Source organism: Mycobacterium canetti CIPT 140010059 (genome assembly GCF_000253375.1).
Taxonomy (GTDB): Bacteria; Actinomycetota; Actinomycetes; order Mycobacteriales; family Mycobacteriaceae; genus Mycobacterium; species Mycobacterium tuberculosis.
Genome location: NC_015848.1, coordinates 2,118,259 through 2,135,801, shown reverse-complemented (window position 1 = coordinate 2,135,801; position 17,543 = coordinate 2,118,259). Strand labels below are relative to the sequence as shown.

Here is a 17,543-nt window from a genome sequence, read left to right as displayed (position 1 = left end):
CGGGTTAAGGCCGCGCCTCGAGGTTCTGCAGCCGCACTTGGCCGCGGGCGACCACCCGGTCGGTGTCGTCGGTGATGGTGACCAGCCACAGCTGTTGCCGCCGACCCCGATGCAGCGGTTCGGCGGTGCCATACACCATCCCTGAGCTGATGGAGCGCAGGAAATCCGTATTATTGTTAACGCCGACCACACTCCCGCCTTCGCCGTGCGAATTGAGCCAGGCAAAGGCTGCCATGCTGGCGATGCTCTCGATCATCGCGCAGTAGACACCGCCGTGCACGACGCCCGTCAGCTGCAACAACTTGGGCCGGACGTCGAGCTGCGCTCGGGCCCCGTCGGGACCCAGTTCGGTGAATTGCAAACCCAACTCGCTGTCGAACGGCACGGTGACATTCAGCGGAGCAGGTGAGTCCGGCGATGGCTGCACGTCCTTGTGTCTACACCAACGGGCGAGCCCCGTGCACCAAGGCACGGGGCTCGCCGATCGAGTCGACCGGGGGTCACTGCAGCCCTCAGGACTCGGCCGCGGTCGTTGTGGCTCGACGACGTAATGATAGGCAAGGCTGCCCTAATTTAGCAAGCGTTAGCGTGTAATGTTTGCGAGCCGGGTGCATAGGCCCGGTACGGCCGCCCGCCCGTTTGGATACGACAGCGAGTAGTAAGCCGGAGTACGCTGGTTTCAACCCGCAGGAGATGAACGAACAATGGCCAAGCTGACACGGTTGGGGGATTTGGAACGCGCGGTCATGGACCATTTGTGGTCCAGAACGGAACCCCAAACCGTTCGCCAAGTCCACGAAGCGTTGTCGGCGCGCCGCGACCTTGCCTACACGACGGTGATGACCGTGCTGCAACGGTTGGCGAAGAAGAACCTCGTGCTGCAGATCCGCGACGATCGAGCCCACCGCTACGCTCCCGTGCACGGCCGCGACGAATTGGTCGCCGGGCTGATGGTCGATGCATTGGCTCAGGCCGAGGACTCCGGCAGCAGGCAAGCCGCGCTGGTGCACTTCGTCGAGCGAGTCGGTGCCGACGAGGCGGATGCGCTACGACGTGCGCTCGCCGAATTGGAAGCCGGTCATGGCAATCGGCCACCGGCTGGCGCGGCAACGGAGACCTGAGGGAGACTAACGGCGTGTCCGCGCTGGCCTTCACCATCCTCGCGGTGCTGCTGGCTGGCCCGACCCCAGCCCTGCTAGCCCGGGCAACGTGGCCACTGCGCGCACCGCGCGCCGCCATGGTGCTGTGGCAGGCGATTGCCCTGGCCGCGGTGCTGTCGTCGTTCAGCGCCGGAATCGCGATCGCTAGCAGGCTGCTCATGCCCGGTCCCGACGGCCGCCCTACGACCAGCTTCGTCGGCGCGGCCGGCCGCCTCGGCTGGCCGCTGTGGGCGGCCTACATCACCGTCTTTGCGTTGACTGTGCTGGTCGGTGCCCGGCTGGCGGTCGCCGTGGTGCGCGTCGCCACCGCCACGCGACGACGACGGGCCCACCACCGCATGGTGGTCGATCTCGTCGGGGTCGGGCACAATGTCGCGCTTGCCCAGCCGTGCGCGCGGGCCCGCGACCTTCGGGTCTTGGACGTCGCGCAGCCCCTTGCCTACTGTCTGCCCGGTGTGCGCAGCCGGGTTGTGGTCAGCGAAGGCGCACTGACCGCGCTCGCCGACGCCGAGGTCGCGGCGATCCTTACCCATGAGCGGGCTCATCTACGCGCCCGCCACGATCTTGTCCTGGAGGCGTTTACCGCGGTGCACGCGGCTTTCCCGCGGTTGGTCCGCAGCGCCAATGCGCTGGGGGCGGTGCAGCTACTCGTCGAGCTCCTGGCCGATGACGCCGCGGTGCGCGCCGCCGGGCGCACTCCCCTGGCTCGGGCATTGGTCGCCTGTGCGTCCGGGCGGGCGCCGTCGGGTGCGTTGGCCGTCGGAGGTCCCAGCACGGTGCTCCGCGTGCGCCGGCTGTCGGGGCGTGGAAATAGCGCGGTTCTGTCCGCGGCCGCATATCTAGCTGCGGCCGCCGTCCTGGTGGTGCCCACCGTCGCGCTGGCCGTACCGTGGCTCACGCAGCTGCAGCGGCTGTTCATCGCCTAGCGAAGCCGGGCCCAACTGAAAGGCAGGACATGAGTTCGTCGGAATCGCCAGCCGGCATCGCGCAGATCGGCGTCACTGGCCTGGCCGTGATGGGTTCCAACATCGCCCGAAACTTCGCCCGGCACGGCTACACCGTGGCAGTGCACAATCGGTCGGTGGCCAAGACCGACGCGCTGCTTAAGGAGCATGGCTCGGACGGCACGTTCGTGCGCAGTGAAACGATCCCCGAATTTCTTGCCGCACTGGAAAAACCGCGTCGGGTGCTGATCATGGTCAAGGCCGGAGAGGCCACTGACGCCGTCATCAACGAACTTGCTGACGCCATGGAACACGGCGACATCATCATCGACGGCGGAAATGCGTTGTACACCGACACCATGCGCCGCGAGAAAGCGATGCGCGGGCGGGGCTTGCACTTCGTCGGGGCCGGGATCTCCGGCGGCGAAGAGGGCGCGTTGAACGGGCCGTCGATCATGCCCGGCGGACCCGCCGAGTCATACCAATCGCTGGGTCCGCTGCTCGAGGAGATCTCCGCGCATGTCGACGGCGTGCCGTGCTGCACCCACATTGGCCCAGACGGCTCCGGGCACTTCGTCAAGATGGTCCACAACGGCATCGAGTACTCCGACATGCAGCTCATCGGTGAGGCCTACCAACTGCTGCGCGACGGGCTAGCTCTGACCGCGCCCGCGATCGCCGATGTATTCACCGAGTGGAACAACGGCGATCTGGACAGCTACCTGGTCGAGATCACCGCCGAGGTGCTGCGTCAAACCGATGCCAAGACCGGCAAACCGCTCGTCGACGTCATCTTGGACCAGGCCGAGCAGAAAGGCACCGGCCGTTGGACCGTCAAGTCCGCACTGGACCTGGGTGTGCCGGTGACCGGCATCGCCGAAGCGGTGTTTGCCCGCGCGCTCTCGGGATCAGTGGCGCAACGCTCGGCCGCCAGCGGTCTGGCTTCGGGCAAGCTCGGCGAGAAGCCCGCCGACCCCGACACGTTCACCGAAGACATCCGCCAGGCGTTGTACGCCTCCAAGATCGTGGCCTACGCTCAGGGCTTCAACCAGATCCAGGCCGGCAGCGCCGAATTCGGCTGGGACATCACACCGGGCGACCTGGCCACCATATGGCGTGGCGGCTGCATCATCCGGGCGAAGTTCCTCAACCACATCAAGGAAGCCTTTGACGCCAGCCCGAACCTGGCCAGTCTGATTGTGGCTCCGTATTTCCGCGGCGCCGTCGAATCGGCGATCGACAGTTGGCGGCGTGTGGTGTCGACGGCGGCCCAACTGGGTATCCCCACCCCGGGATTCTCTTCGGCCCTGTCGTATTACGACGCGCTGCGCACCGCACGGCTGCCCGCTGCACTCACCCAGGCCCAGCGCGACTTCTTCGGCGCACACACCTACGGCCGGATCGACGAACCAGGCAAGTTCCACACACTATGGAGTTCAGACCGCACCGAAGTACCGGTGTAGCGGGCTAGAACTAAAGGGGGGGTAAAGGGGTAAGTGATGAGATTTCTAGACGGGCACCCACCCGGGTACGACCTGACATACAACGACGTGTTCATCGTTCCGAACCGATCCGAGGTCGCGTCGCGCTTCGACGTCGATTTGTCCACCGCCGACGGCTCGGGCACCACCATTCCGGTAGTGGTCGCCAATATGACCGCGGTAGCCGGGCGGCGGATGGCCGAGACGGTCGCCCGCCGCGGTGGCATCGTAATCCTGCCGCAGGATCTGCCGATCCCGGCGGTACAGCAGACGGTGGAGTTCGTCAAAAGCCGGGACCTGGTGCTCGACACCCCAGTGACGCTGGCACCCGACGATTCGGTGTCCGACGCCATGGCACTCATCCACAAGCGCGCACATGGCGTCGCGGTGGTCATCCTCGAGGGTCGCCCGATCGGATTGGTGCGCGAATCGTCCTGCCTGGGCGTGGATCGCTTCACCCGGGTGCGCGATATCGCCGTGACGGACTATGTGACCGCTCCAGCGGGAACCGAGCCACGCAAGATCTTCGACCTGCTGGAGCACGCCCCGGTCGACGTCGCGGTGCTGACCGACGCCGACGGCACGTTGGCGGGAGTGCTAAGCCGCACCGGGGCTATCCGCGCCGGTATCTACACCCCGGCCACCGATAGCGCGGGCCGGCTGCGGATCGGCGCGGCCGTCGGCATCAACGGCGACGTGGGCGCTAAGGCCCGAGCGCTCGCCGAAGCCGGCGTCGACATGCTGGTCATCGACACCGCACACGGACACCAGGTCAAGACCTTGGACGCGATCAAGGCGGTCTCGGCACTGGAGTTGGGTTTGCCGCTGGCGGCGGGAAACGTGGTGTCGGCGGAGGGCACCCGGGATCTGCTGAAAGCCGGGGCGAACGTCGTCAAGGTCGGTGTCGGCCCCGGCGCCATGTGCACCACCCGAATGATGACCGGTGTCGGCCGCCCGCAGTTCTCCGCTGTGCTCGAATGCGCTTCTGCGGCAAGGCAGCTCGGTGGCCACGTCTGGGCCGACGGCGGGATCCGGCATCCACGCGACGTGGCTCTGGCGCTGGCCGCCGGTGCCTCGAACGTAATGATCGGGTCGTGGTTCGCCGGCACCTACGAATCCCCCGGGGACCTAATGCGTGACCGCGACGATCAGCCGTACAAGGAGAGCTACGGCATGGCATCCAAGCGGGCGGTGGTGGCCCGGGCCGGCGCGGACAACCCGTTCGACCGAGCTCGCAAGGCGTTGTTCGAGGAAGGCATCTCGACGTCGCGGATGGGCCTTGACCCCGACCGCGGAGGTGTGGAGGACTTAATTGACCACATCACTTCTGGCGTGCGCAGCACCTGCACCTATGTGGGTGCCTCGAACCTGGCGGAACTGCATGAGCGGGCCGTGGTGGGCGTGCAGTCGGGAGCGGGCTTTGCCGAGGGCCATCCGCTGCCCGCCGGCTGGTGAAGCTGGTGCCACGAGCTATCTCGCTACGATATGTACTTCAAACCCGCAGCATCGCGCTGCGCGGTTGCGAGCGAAAGGGATGACGTGCCGCGGGCACCCGTCCACACCGTCGGTTTTCCAGGCGAGCGGCCGGTACTGGCTCGGCTCGATATAGCGCGACGACCGAGCCGCCCGTGAACCTCACCGACACCGTCGCTACCATCCTGGCGATCTTGGCGCTCACCGCAGGCACGGGGGTGTTCGTCGCGGCCGAATTCTCGCTGACCGCGCTGGACCGCAGCACCGTGGAGGCCAATGCCCGCGGCGGCACCAGCCGGGACCGCTTCATCCAGCGCGCACACCACCGGCTGTCGTTCCAGCTTTCGGGTGCTCAGTTGGGTATCTCGATCACCACCTTGGCTACCGGCTACCTGACCGAACCGCTGGTGGCCGAGCTACCGCATCCTGGGCTGGTCGCAGTCGGAATGTCTGATCGGGTGGCCGACGGTCTTATCACGTTTTTTGCCCTGGTGATCGTGACATCGCTGTCGATGGTCTTCGGCGAGCTGGTCCCCAAGTATCTCGCGGTGGCGCGCCCGCTGCGCACCGCGCGCTCAGTCGTGGTCGCCCAGGTGCTGTTCTCACTGCTGCTCACCCCGGCCATCCGTCTCACGAACGGAGCGGCGAACTGGATCGTGCGTCGACTTGGCATCGAGCCGGCCGAGGAGCTGCGCTCAGCTCGCACACCGCAGGAGCTGGTGTCGTTGGTGCGTAGTTCCGCGCGCAGCGGCACACTCGATGACGCCACGGCGTGGCTGATGCGCCGCTCGCTGCAGTTCGGCGCCCTGACGGCCGAGGAGCTGATGACGCCACGGTCGAAGATCGTGGCGCTGCAGACCGATGACACCATCGCCGACCTGGTTGCGGCCGCGGCCGCATCGGGATTCTCGCGCTTCCCGGTGGTCGAGGGAGATCTCGATGCGACCGTCGGCATCGTGCACGTCAAGCAGGTGTTCGAGGTTCCGCCCGGCGATCGCGCGCACACGCTGCTAACGACGGTCGCCGAGCCGGTCGCGGTGGTGCCCTCGACGCTCGACGGCGATGCGGTGATGGCGCAGGTCCGCGCCAGTGCGCTACAGACCGCCATGGTTGTGGACGAGTACGGCGGCACCGCGGGCATGGTAACCCTGGAGGACTTGATCGAAGAGATCGTGGGCGACGTCCGCGACGAACACGACGATGCGACACCGGATGTGGTGGCAGCCGGCAACGGATGGCGGGTCTCGGGTCTGCTACGCATCGACGAGGTGGCCAGCGCCACCGGCTATCGAGCCCCCGACGGTCCGTACGAGACGATCGGCGGGTTGGTGCTTCGAGAGCTCGGCCACATCCCGGTGGCCGGCGAAACGGTCGAGCTGACTGCCTTGGACCAGGACGGACTTCCCGACGACTCGATGCGGTGGTTAGCCACCGTGATCCAGATGGACGGGCGCCGGATCGACTTGTTGGAGTTGATCAAAATGGGCGGCCATGCCGACCCCGGGTCGGGGCGGGGCCGCTGATGGATGTGCTGTCCGCGGTGTTGCTGGCGCTTTTGCTGATCGGCGCCAACGCGTTCTTCGTGGGCGCGGAATTCGCGTTGATCTCGGCGCGTCGTGACCGCCTCGAAGCGCTGGCCGAGCAGGGCAAGGCCACTGCCGTCACCGTGATCCGGGCGGGCGAACAGCTCCCGGCGATGCTGACCGGCGCACAGCTGGGGGTTACGGTGTCCTCGATCCTGCTTGGCCGGGTCGGCGAACCGGCAGTCGCCAAGCTGCTACAGCTGTCGTTCGGGCTGAGCGGTGTACCGCCGGCGCTGCTGCACACCTTGTCGTTGGCGGTGGCGTTGGCGATCGTGGTGGCGCTGCATGTCCTGCTCGGTGAGATGGTGCCGAAGAACATCGCTTTGGCTGGTCCGGAGCGAACAGCGATGTTGCTGGTCCCGCCGTACCTGGTCTACGTGCGCCTCGCCCGGCCGTTCATCGCGTTCTACAACAACTGCGCCAACGCGATACTGCGGCTGGTTGGGGTGCAGCCGAAGGATGAACTCGACATCGCCGTCTCCACTGCGGAACTGTCCGAGATGATCGCCGAATCGCTATCCGAAGGCCTGCTGGATCACGAGGAGCACACGCGGCTAACCCGAGCCCTTCGGATTCGAACTCGCCTGGTTGCCGATGTCGCGGTGCCGCTGGTCAACATTCGGGCAGTGCAGGTGTCGGCGGTAGGGTCCGGGCCCACCATCGGCGGGGTCGAACAGGCCTTGGCGCAAACCGGCTACTCCCGCTTTCCGGTGGTGGATCGCGGTGGAAGGTTCATCGGATATCTGCACATCAAGGACGTGCTGACCCTCGGTGACAATCCGCAAACCGTGATCGATCTGGCCGTTGTGCGCCCGCTGCCGCGGGTTCCCCAATCGTTGCCGCTGGCCGACGCCCTGTCGCGGATGCGGCGCAACAACAGCCATCTGGCCTTGGTAACCGCCGACAACGGTTCTGTCGTGGGCATGGTGGCGCTGGAGGACGTGGTGGAGGACCTGGTTGGCACCATGCGCGACGGGACGCATCGGTGACTGCCGCAGGGATCGGGGGCTGCTGCCGCTGACTATCGTTTCGGACCAGTTGGCCCGAACGCCGGACGTGGTGGCGGGACGTCAATACGCTGTAACCGCTGGGACTGCGCACCCGGTCCCGTGAGGAGCGCGTCATGTCGTTTGTGGTGGCGGTCCCAGAAGTGGTGGTGGCGGCGGCGTCGGATTTGGCCGGCATCGGGTCGGCGATCGGCGCGGCGAATGCGGCTGCGGCCGTGCCCACGATGGGGGTGCTGGCCGCGGGAGCCGATGAGGTGTCGGCGGCTGTTGCGGATTTGTTTGGCGCGCACGCCCAGGCCTATCAGGCATTGAGTGCGCAGGCGGCGCTGTTTCACGAGCAGTTTGTGCATGCCATGACCGCCGGCGCGGGGGCCTATGCCGGTGCCGAGGCGGCGGACGCCGCCGCGCTGGACGTGCTCAACGGGCCGTTTCAGGCGTTGTTCGGCCGCCCGTTGATCGGTGATGGCGCCAATGGTGCGCCGGGACAGCCCGGCGGGCCCGGCGGGTTGCTGTACGGCAACGGCGGCAACGGCGGCAACGGCGGGATCGGCCAGCCCGGCGGCGCCGGTGGGGATGCAGGGTTGATCGGCAACGGCGGCAACGGTGGCATTGGCGGGCCCGGGGCGACCGGCCTTGCCGGTGGTGCCGGCGGGGTCGGCGGACTGCTCTTCGGCGACGGCGGCAACGGCGGTGCCGGCGGGCTCGGTACCGGACCCGTCGGCGCTACCGGTGGGATCGGCGGGCCCGGTGGAGCCGCCGTCGGGCTGTTCGGCCATGGCGGGGCCGGCGGGGCCGGCGGGCTCGGCAAGGCCGGCTTCGCGGGCGGGGCCGGCGGCACCGGCGGCACCGGCGGACTGTTGTACGGCAACGGCGGCAACGGCGGCAATGTCCCATCGGGAGCCGCCGACGGCGGAGCGGGCGGTGACGCCCGGCTGATCGGCAACGGGGGCGACGGCGGCTCCGTCGGTGCCGCCCCCACCGGCATCGGCAACGGCGGCAACGGCGGCAACGGCGGGTGGCTGTACGGCGACGGCGGTTCCGGAGGCAGCACCCTGCAAGGTTTCAGCGACGGTGGTACCGGCGGTAACGCCGGGATGTTCGGCGACGGCGGTAACGGCGGGTTCAGCTTCTTCGATGGCAACGGCGGCGACGGCGGCACCGGCGGGACGCTGATCGGCAACGGCGGCGACGGCGGCAACAGCGTGCAAACCGACGGCTTTCTCCGAGGCCACGGCGGCGACGGCGGCAACGCCGTCGGGCTGATCGGCAACGGTGGCGCCGGAGGCGCCGGGTCCGCGGGTACCGGCGTCTTCGCCCCCGGCGGTGGCAGTGGCGGGAACGGCGGCAACGGCGCGCTGCTGGTCGGCAACGGTGGCGCCGGCGGCTCCGGTGGGCCAACCCAGATTCCCTCAGTCGCGGTACCCGTCACCGGCGCCGGCGGCACCGGGGGTAACGGCGGCACGGCCGGGTTGATCGGCAACGGTGGCAATGGCGGCGCCGCCGGCGTCAGCGGGGACGGCACCCCCGGCACCGGCGGTAACGGCGGCAACGCCCAGTTGATCGGCGACGGCGGCGACGGCGGGCCCGGCGACTCTGGCGGGCCGGGCGGCAGCGGCGGTACGGGCGGAACGCTGGCCGGCCAGAACGGGTCCCCCGGGGGATAGCTCCCGCGCGCAGGCGAGCTGGATTCATACACCCGTATGAGCTGTATACACTCATGCTATGAGTAAGCGCCTGCAGGTTCTGCTGGACCCCGACGAGTGGGAAGAACTCCGAGAGATTGCACGCCGGCACCGCACGACAGTGTCCGAGTGGGTCCGCCGGACGCTGCGGGAGGCGCGGGAGCGAGAACCGCGCGGCGATCTAGACATGAAGCTGCGATCTGTCCGTGCCGCCGCACGCCATGAGTTCCCGACAGCCGACGTCGAGCAGATGCTCGAGGAGATCGAACGCGGACGCGGTGCGGAGCGCGAAGGATCACGGTGATCCTCGTTGACTCCAACATTCCCATGTATCTGGTGGGTGCCCCGCACCCGCATAAGCTGGACGCGCAACGTCTGCTGGAGTCGGCGCTGTCGGGCGGTGAACGCCTAGTCACCGACGCCGAGGTGCTGCAGGAGATATGCCACCGGTATGTGGCAATCAAACGCCGTGAGGCGATTCAGCCGGCTTTCGATGCAATTATCGGCGTGGTCGACGAAGTGCTGCCGATCGAGCGCACCGATGTCGAACACGCGAGGGATGCCCTGTTGCGCTATCAAACGTTGTCGGCCAGGGATGCACTACACATCGCCGTCATGGCTCACCATGACATTACCCAGCTGATGAGCTTCGACCGTGGGTTCGACTCCTATCCGGGGATCAAGCGTCTGGCCTGATTCGGAATCACACCGCCGCAATGAGCGGCACCGACGTGGCCGGAGCCGCTCCCGGCGGGATGCTGTCCGGCCAGAACGGATCCAACGGGATTGTAGTAGGCAGACCGCCCCACCCGTATGATCGCTGCGGCCACTGCGTCGCGTTGCCAGCCAGCGAGCATGCCGGGTGCCGAGGTGCTGACAGAGCTTGACGTGACCTGCGGTTGCGGGTCGCCGGATGTAGTAGTCGTCTTGTCGGCCGGTAGGCTGAGCAATTGCCAGTAAGGGAGGAAGCAATGACAGATCGCGTGTCGGTGGGCAACTTGCGCATCGCTCGGGTGCTCTACGACTTCGTGAACAATGAAGCCCTGCCTGGCACCGATATCGACCCGGACAGCTTCTGGGCGGGCGTCGACAAGGTCGTCGCCGATCTGACCCCGCAGAACCAAGCTCTGTTGAACACCCGCGACGAGCTGCAGGCGCAGATCGACAAGTGGCACCGGCATCGGGTGATCGAGCCCATCGATATGGATGCCTACCGCCAGTTCCTCACCGAGATCGGCTACCTGCTTCCCGAACCTGATGACTTCACCATCACCACGTCCGGTGTCGACGCCGAGATCACCACGACCGCCGGCCCCCAGCTGGTGGTGCCGGTGCTCAACGCGCGGTTTGCTCTGAACGCGGCCAACGCTCGCTGGGGCTCCCTCTACGACGCCTTGTACGGCACCGATGTCATCCCCGAGACCGACGGCGCCGAAAAAGGCCCCACGTACAACAAGGTTCGTGGCGACAAGGTGATCGCGTATGCCCGCAAGTTCCTCGACGACAGTGTTCCGCTGTCGTCGGGTTCCTTTGGCGACGCCACCGGTTTCACAGTGCAGGATGGCCAGCTCGTGGTTGCCTTGCCGGATAAGTCCACCGGCCTGGCCAACCCCGGCCAGTTCGCCGGCTACACCGGCGCAGCCGAGTCGCCGACATCGGTGCTGCTAATCAATCACGGTTTGCACATCGAGATCCTGATCGATCCGGAGTCGCAGGTCGGCACCACCGACCGGGCCGGCGTCAAGGACGTGATCCTGGAATCCGCGATCACCACGATCATGGACTTCGAGGACTCGGTGGCCGCCGTGGACGCCGCCGACAAGGTGCTGGGTTATCGGAACTGGCTCGGCCTGAACAAGGGCGACCTGGCAGCAGCGGTAGACAAGGACGGCACCGCTTTCCTGCGGGTGCTCAATAGGGACCGGAACTACACCGCACCCGGCGGTGGCCAGTTCACGCTGCCCGGACGCAGCCTCATGTTCGTCCGCAACGTCGGTCACTTGATGACGAATGGCGCCATCGTCGACACTGACGGCAGCGAGGTGTTCGAAGGCATCATGGATGCCCTATTCACCGGCCTGATCGCCATCCACGGGCTAAAGGCCAGCGACGTCAACGGGCCGCTGATCAACAGCCGCACCGGCTCCATCTACATCGTCAAGCCGAAGATGCACGGTCCGGCCGAGGTGGCGTTTACCTGCGAACTGTTCAGCCGGGTTGAAGATGTGCTGGGGTTGCCGCAAAACACCATGAAGATCGGCATCATGGACGAGGAACGCCGGACCACGGTCAACCTCAAGGCGTGCATCAAAGCTGCCGCGGACCGCGTGGTGTTCATCAACACCGGGTTCCTGGACCGCACCGGCGATGAAATCCACACCTCGATGGAGGCCGGCCCGATGGTGCGCAAGGGCACCATGAAGAGCCAGCCGTGGATCTTGGCCTACGAGGACCACAACGTCGATGCCGGCCTGGCCGCCGGGTTCAGCGGCCGAGCCCAGGTCGGCAAGGGCATGTGGACAATGACCGAGCTGATGGCCGACATGGTCGAGACAAAAATCGCCCAGCCGCGCGCCGGGGCCAGCACCGCCTGGGTTCCCTCTCCCACTGCGGCCACCCTGCACGCGCTGCACTACCACCAGGTCGACGTCGCCGCGGTGCAACAAGGACTGGCGGGGAAGCGTCGCGCCACCATCGAACAATTGCTGACCATTCCGCTGGCCAAGGAATTGGCCTGGGCTCCCGACGAGATCCGCGAAGAGGTCGACAACAACTGTCAATCCATCCTCGGCTACGTGGTTCGCTGGGTTGATCAAGGTGTCGGCTGCTCGAAGGTGCCCGACATCCACGACGTCGCGCTCATGGAGGACCGGGCCACGCTGCGAATCTCCAGCCAATTGTTGGCCAACTGGCTGCGCCACGGTGTGATCACCAGCGCGGATGTGCGGGCCAGCTTGGAGCGGATGGCGCCGTTGGTCGATCGACAAAACGCGGGCGACGTCGCATACCGACCGATGGCACCCAACTTCGACGACAGTATCGCCTTCCTGGCCGCGCAGGAGCTGATCTTGTCCGGGGCCCAGCAGCCTAACGGCTACACCGAGCCGATCCTGCACCGACGTCGTCGGGAGTTTAAGGCCCGGGCCGGTGACGATGCGGCCCGCTAGCGGGCCGCTGAGAAGCCGGCCCCATCGGACAGGGCCGGTGACGATGCGGCCCGCTAGCGGGCCGCTGAGAAGCCGGCCCCATCGGACAGGGCCGGTGACGATGCGGCCCGCTAGCGGGCCGCTGTGGGGGCACCGCCCGCTTGCGGGAGAGAGCCGGCCCCATCGGGCAGAGCCGGTGCGTAGCTCGTGCTTGACAGGCGCCGGCCTTCGACGGAGAGGACGTAGACGCCGGTATGGGTAGGCACAGCAAGCCCGACCCCGAGGATTCCGCTGACGAACTGTCCGACGGACATGCGGCGGAACAACAGCACTGGGAGGACACATCGGGTAGCTACGACTATCCCGGTGTAGATCAGCCCGATGACGGCCCGTTATCCAGCGAGGGCCACTACTCCGCCGTCGGCGGCTACTCGGCTAGCGGCTCAGAAGACTACCCTGACATTCCACCCCGCCCCGACTGGGAGCCAACGGGTACCGAGCCCATAGCGGCCGCCCCGCCGCCGCTGTTTCGCTTCGGACATCGGGGGCCCGGCGACTGGCAGGCCGGGCACCGTAGCGCGGACGGGCGGCGGGGAGTCAGTATCGGCGTGATCGTGGCCCTTGTCGCAGTGGTGGTGATGGTGGCCGGGGTGATCTTGTGGCGCTTCTTCGGTGACGCGTTGTCCAACCGCTCGCATACGGCTGCCGCCCGCTGCGTGGGCGGCAAGGACACCGTCGCTGTTATAGCCGACCCATCAATCGCCGATCAGGTAAAGGAGTCAGCCGACAGCTACAACGCGTCGGCGGGCCCGGTCGGCGACCGTTGTGTGGCAGTGGCTGTCACCTCGGCCGGCTCCGATGCCGTCATCAATGGTTTCATCGGCAAATGGCCGACCGAACTGGGCGGCCAGCCGGGATTGTGGATTCCGAGTAGCTCTATCTCGGCGGCGCGGCTTACCGGGGCCGCGGGCAGCCAAGCCATCAGCGATAGCCGCTCACTGGTGATATCGCCGGTGTTGCTCGCCGTGCGGCCCGAATTGCAGCAGGCCCTCGCCAACCAGAACTGGGCGGCGTTGCCCGGCCTGCAAACCAATCCGAACTCGTTGTCCGGCTTGGACTTGCCTGCCTGGGGATCACTGCGGCTGGCAATGCCGAGCAGTGGCAATGGCGATGCCGCGTATTTGGCCGGCGAGGCGGTGGCTGCCGCGTCAGCACCTGCTGGCGCGCCAGCAACAGCGGGTATCGGCGCGGTGCGCACCCTGATGGGCGCACGACCTAAGCTCGCCGACGACTCCTTGACCGCGGCGATGGACACGCTGCTCAAGCCCGGCGATGTCGCCACGGCGCCCGTGCACGCGGTGGTCACCACCGAACAACAGTTGTTCCAGCGCGGCCAGTCACTTTCAGATGCCGAGAACACCTTGGGTTCCTGGCTGCCGCCGGGGCCGGCTGCGGTCGCTGACTATCCGACGGTGCTGCTCAGTGGTGCATGGCTATCGCAGGAGCAGACGTCGGCGGCCAGCGCGTTTGCCAGGTATATGCACAAGCCCGAGCAACTGGCCAAACTGGCCAAAGCTGGTTTCCGAGTCAGCGACGTCAAACCGCCGAGCAGCCCCGTCACCAGTTTCCCAGCGCTGTCTTCGACTTTGTCGGTGGGTGACGACTCCATGCGCGCGACCCTGGCGGACACCATGGTCACCGCGTCGGCCGGAGTGGCCGCGACCATCATGCTCGACCAATCGATGCCCAATGATGAAGGCGGCAACAGCCGGCTTAGCAATGTCGTTGCGGCGCTTGAGAACCGGATCAAGGCGATGCCGCCCAGTTCGGTCGTCGGACTGTGGACATTCGACGGCCGCGAGGGCCGAACAGAGGTGCCGGCCGGGCCATTGGCCGACCCGGTCAACGGCCAGCCCCGCCCCGCGGCCCTGACGGCCGCGTTGGGCAAGCAATACTCCTCGGGCGGTGGCGCGGTGTCGTTCACCACTCTGCGCTTGATCTATCAGGAGATGCTAGCCAATTACCATGTTGGCCAAGCTAATTCTGTGCTGGTTATTACCGCGGGGCCGCATACCGACCAAACCCTCGACGGGCCGGGCCTGCAGGATTTCATCCGCAAGAGCGCAGACCCGGCCAAGCCGATCGCGGTCAACATCATCGACTTCGGTGCTGATCCCGATCGGGCAACCTGGGAAGCCGTCGCACAGCTCAGCGGCGGCAGCTACCAAAACCTGGAGACATCGGCCTCCCCCGACCTGGCAACCGCGGTCAACATCTTCTTGAGCTGATCGCCTGGCTACCCGATGACCAGACGCGGCGGCTCGGATGCGGCCTGGTACTCCGCGCCGGACCAACGATCCGCCTACCCGAGATATCGTGGGATGCGCTACTCCTCGTGCTATGTGACGATGCGCGACGGGGTGCGCATCGCCATCGACCTCTACCTGCCCGCGGGCCTGACGAGTGCCGCAAGGCTGCCCGCGATCCTGCATCAGACCCGCTACTACCGGTCGCTGCAGTTGCGCTGGCCGTTGCGGATGTTGCTCGGGGGCAAGCCCTTCCAGCACATCGCCGCGGATAAGCGTCGTCGGAGACGTTTCGTCGCCAGCGGCTACGCCTGGGTCGATGTGGATGTGCGCGGATCGGGCGCGTCGTTCGGCGCCCGCGTGTGCGAATGGTCCTCCGACGAGATCCGGGACGGCGCCGAGATCGTCGACTGGATCGTGCGCCAGCCTTGGTGCAACGGAACGGTCGCTGCGCTGGGAAATTCGTACGACGGCACGTCGGCCGAGTTACTGCTGGTCAACCAGCATCCCGCGGTGCGGGTGATCGCCCCGTGCTTCTCGCTGTTCGACGTCTACACCGACATCGCGTTCCCCGGCGGCATCCACGCCGCCTGGTTCACCGACACCTGGGGACGCTACAACGAGGCGCTCGACCGCAACGCCCTGCACGAAGTGGTCGGGTGGTGGGCGAAGCTCCCGGTGACCGGCATGCAGCCGGTGCAGGAGGACCATGATCGCTCGCTGCGGGACGGGGCCATCGCCGCGCATCGCGGCAACTACGACGTTCACCAGGTCGCGGGGTCATTGACCTTTCGGGACGACGTATCCGCGTCGGATCCCTATCGTGGCCAACCTGACGCCCGCCTGGAGCCGATCGGTACACCGATCGAGTCGGGCAGCATCAACCTGATCAGCCCGCACAATTATTGGCGTGACGTGCAGGCGTCGGGAGCGGCCATGTACAGCTACAGCGGCTGGTTCGACGGCGGGTATGCGCATGCCGCGATCAAGCGTTTTCTGACCATCTCCACCCCGGGCAGCCACTTGATCCTGGGTCCATGGAACCACACCGGCGGCTGGCGCGTCGACCCACTGCGCGGGCTCAGCAGACCCGACTTCGATCACGACGGCGAACTGTTGAGGTTCATCGACCATCACGTCAAGGGGGCCGATACGGGCATCGGTTCCGAGCCGCCGGTGCACTACTTCACCTTGGTCGAGAACCGCTGGAAGTCGGCCGACACCTGGCCGCCGCCCGCCACCACGCAGAGCTACTACCTGTCCGCAGACCGACAGCTGCGCCCGGACGCACCCGATAGCGACAGCGGTGCAGACGAATACGTGGTGGATCAGACGGCCGGAACGGGCGAGCGCTCACGCTGGCGCTCGCAAGTGGGCATCGGTGGACACGTTTGCTACCCGGACCGCAAGGCCCAGGATGCCAAGCTGCTGACCTACACCTCCGCACCCCTCGACCATCCCCTGGAGGTGACCGGTCATGTGGTGGTCACGCTGTTTATCACGTCGACGTCGAGCGACGGCACCTTCTTCGTCTATCTGGAAGACGTCGATCCGCGCGGCCGTGTCGCCTACATCACCGAAGGCCAGCTACGCGCCATCCACCGCCGGCTCAGCGACGGGCCGCCGCCGTACCGCCAGGTGGTCCCCTACCGAACGTTCGCGAGCGGGGACGCGTGGCCCCTAGTCCCGGGCGAGATTGCCCGGCTGACATTCGACCTGCTGCCGACGTCGTATCTGTTCCAACCGGGGCACCGCATCCGCATCGCCATCGCCGGCGCGGACGCAAGCCACTTCGCCATCCTTCCCGGTTGCGCACCGACCGTGCGCGTCTACCGTAGCCGGATGCATGCCTCTCGCATCGATCTGCCCGTGATACAGCCATAGCCGGCTAGTCGACGAGCAGCGATAGCGCGGCCTCGGCATATGCTTTGGGAGCCTCGACCTGCGGGTAGTGGCCCAGCCCTGGCAGTTCCACGACGGCGGCGCTGGGGCGCAATTCCCGTAGTCCATTGAGCACGTTGGTTGTTGCCACCGGATCGTCGAGTCCCCACACGAACCCAAGCGGTTTGGGCCAATCGCGGACCGCGCCATGCCAACGCTGCGCGTGCCGTATCCGCTCGTCGAGGTAGCTGATCAGCAGGTGCGGGATCCGGTTGCCGTCGTTGTAGCACAGCAACTCCCACTGGGCTTGGGCCTCCTGCGCCGACAGCGGGTGCGCTGGGGAGAAGATCCGGCCAAACCCTCGTGTGAAGCCACCGCGGCTGACCAGCCGGGCAGCGACCGGACCAAGCGGGCTGCGCAGTACTTTCTGGATCGGACGCAGGCTGGCCCGCTCCAAGATCACACTGCCGTTGCTCAGCACCGCACGTCGGAGATCGAACGGCAACCGGCCGTCCAAATCACGGGCTAGCAGCTCGGTGGTCACCGACGTGCCCATGTCGTGGGCCAGCACGACGACCGCGCCGGTCACGGTGTGGGCGACCACCGTTTCCACCAGGTCGGCCTGCTCCAGCAGGCTGTACCGGTGCGGGCGCGGCTTGTCGGACAAGCCAAAGCCCAGAAAATCCATCGTTACCCAAGCCTGGCCGGTCAGGTGTGGAATCACCGCCCGGAAGTCGAACGAACTGGACGGATAGCCATGCAGCAGGAGCATTGTTGGCGTGTCGCCCGGCCCGGACCGGACGAACACCTTTCCGACAGCCGTCGGCAGCCAGCGGCCACCGTCACGCCACTCCCGGACACTCGGTGATGTCACCCTTCG

The 17,543-nt window shown here is 66.8% G+C and carries 14 protein-coding genes; 12 read left to right on the top strand and 2 right to left on the bottom strand.

From position 1 onward, the window contains the following. Nucleotides 1-4 precede the first annotated feature (4 nt). Nucleotides 5-427, bottom strand: a complete 423-nt coding sequence (locus tag MCAN_RS09725; protein WP_003903650.1) for a PaaI family thioesterase — start codon at nucleotides 425-427, stop codon at nucleotides 5-7. A gap of 277 nt (nucleotides 428-704) precedes the next feature. Here MCAN_RS09725 and blaI point away from each other — a divergent pair, with 277 nt between their 5' ends. The 12 genes from blaI (at nucleotide 705) to MCAN_RS09665 (ending at nucleotide 16,666) form a co-directional block, all read left to right on the top strand. Further along, nucleotides 705-1,121 (top strand): transcriptional repressor BlaI, encoded by a 417-nt coding sequence (blaI, locus tag MCAN_RS09720; RefSeq protein WP_003409301.1) that lies wholly within the window; start codon nucleotides 705-707, stop codon nucleotides 1,119-1,121. 14 nt (nucleotides 1,122-1,135) lie between these two features. Further along, a complete protein-coding gene (locus MCAN_RS09715; RefSeq protein ID WP_014000976.1) occupies nucleotides 1,136-2,086 on the top strand; it encodes a M56 family metallopeptidase in 951 nt (316 codons plus the stop codon). Nucleotides 2,087-2,115: 29 nt separating this feature from the next. Further along, nucleotides 2,116-3,567 (top strand): NADP-dependent phosphogluconate dehydrogenase, encoded by a 1,452-nt coding sequence (gndA, locus tag MCAN_RS09710; RefSeq protein ID WP_014000975.1) that lies wholly within the window; start codon nucleotides 2,116-2,118, stop codon nucleotides 3,565-3,567. Nucleotides 3,568-3,600: 33 nt separating this feature from the next. Next, a complete protein-coding gene (locus MCAN_RS09705) occupies nucleotides 3,601-5,040 on the top strand; it encodes a GuaB1 family IMP dehydrogenase-related protein (RefSeq protein WP_014000974.1) in 1,440 nt (479 codons plus the stop codon). 173 nt (nucleotides 5,041-5,213) lie between these two features. After that, nucleotides 5,214-6,581 (top strand): hemolysin family protein, encoded by a 1,368-nt coding sequence (locus MCAN_RS09700; protein WP_014000973.1) that lies wholly within the window; start codon nucleotides 5,214-5,216, stop codon nucleotides 6,579-6,581. Continuing rightward, on the top strand, nucleotides 6,581-7,630 hold the full coding sequence (locus tag MCAN_RS09695; protein ID WP_014000972.1) for a hemolysin family protein: 1,050 nt from the start codon (nucleotides 6,581-6,583) through the stop codon (nucleotides 7,628-7,630). The genes MCAN_RS09700 and MCAN_RS09695 overlap by 1 nt, the downstream gene beginning before the upstream one ends. 134 nt (nucleotides 7,631-7,764) lie before the next feature. Further along, nucleotides 7,765-9,312: a PE family protein gene (locus tag MCAN_RS09690; protein WP_014000971.1), complete on the top strand. Its 1,548-nt coding sequence runs from the start codon at nucleotides 7,765-7,767 to the stop codon at nucleotides 9,310-9,312. Nucleotides 9,313-9,370: 58 nt separating this feature from the next. Continuing rightward, nucleotides 9,371-9,634, top strand: a complete 264-nt coding sequence (locus MCAN_RS09685; RefSeq protein WP_003409276.1) for an antitoxin — start codon at nucleotides 9,371-9,373, stop codon at nucleotides 9,632-9,634. Next, nucleotides 9,631-10,026 carry a type II toxin-antitoxin system VapC family toxin gene (locus MCAN_RS09680; RefSeq protein WP_014000970.1) on the top strand — a complete coding sequence of 132 codons (396 nt, stop codon included), beginning with the start codon at nucleotides 9,631-9,633 and terminating at the stop codon, nucleotides 10,024-10,026. Before MCAN_RS09685 ends, MCAN_RS09680 begins: the two co-directional genes overlap by 4 nt. A 275-nt stretch (nucleotides 10,027-10,301) precedes the next feature. Further along, nucleotides 10,302-12,497 carry a malate synthase G gene (locus MCAN_RS09675; RefSeq protein WP_014000969.1) on the top strand — a complete coding sequence of 732 codons (2,196 nt, stop codon included), beginning with the start codon at nucleotides 10,302-10,304 and terminating at the stop codon, nucleotides 12,495-12,497. Nucleotides 12,498-12,730: 233 nt separating this feature from the next. Further along, on the top strand, nucleotides 12,731-14,764 hold the full coding sequence (locus MCAN_RS09670) for a substrate-binding domain-containing protein (protein ID WP_014000968.1): 2,034 nt from the start codon (nucleotides 12,731-12,733) through the stop codon (nucleotides 14,762-14,764). Nucleotides 14,765-14,779: 15 nt separating this feature from the next. Then, nucleotides 14,780-16,666 carry a CocE/NonD family hydrolase gene (locus MCAN_RS09665; RefSeq protein ID WP_014000967.1) on the top strand — a complete coding sequence of 629 codons (1,887 nt, stop codon included), beginning with the start codon at nucleotides 14,780-14,782 and terminating at the stop codon, nucleotides 16,664-16,666. A gap of 4 nt (nucleotides 16,667-16,670) precedes the next feature. Here the strand turns inward: MCAN_RS09665 and MCAN_RS09660 are convergent, their stop codons facing one another. Continuing rightward, nucleotides 16,671-17,537 carry an alpha/beta fold hydrolase gene (locus MCAN_RS09660; RefSeq protein ID WP_014000966.1) on the bottom strand — a complete coding sequence of 289 codons (867 nt, stop codon included), beginning with the start codon at nucleotides 17,535-17,537 and terminating at the stop codon, nucleotides 16,671-16,673. Between the last annotated feature and the right edge of the window lie 6 nt (nucleotides 17,538-17,543).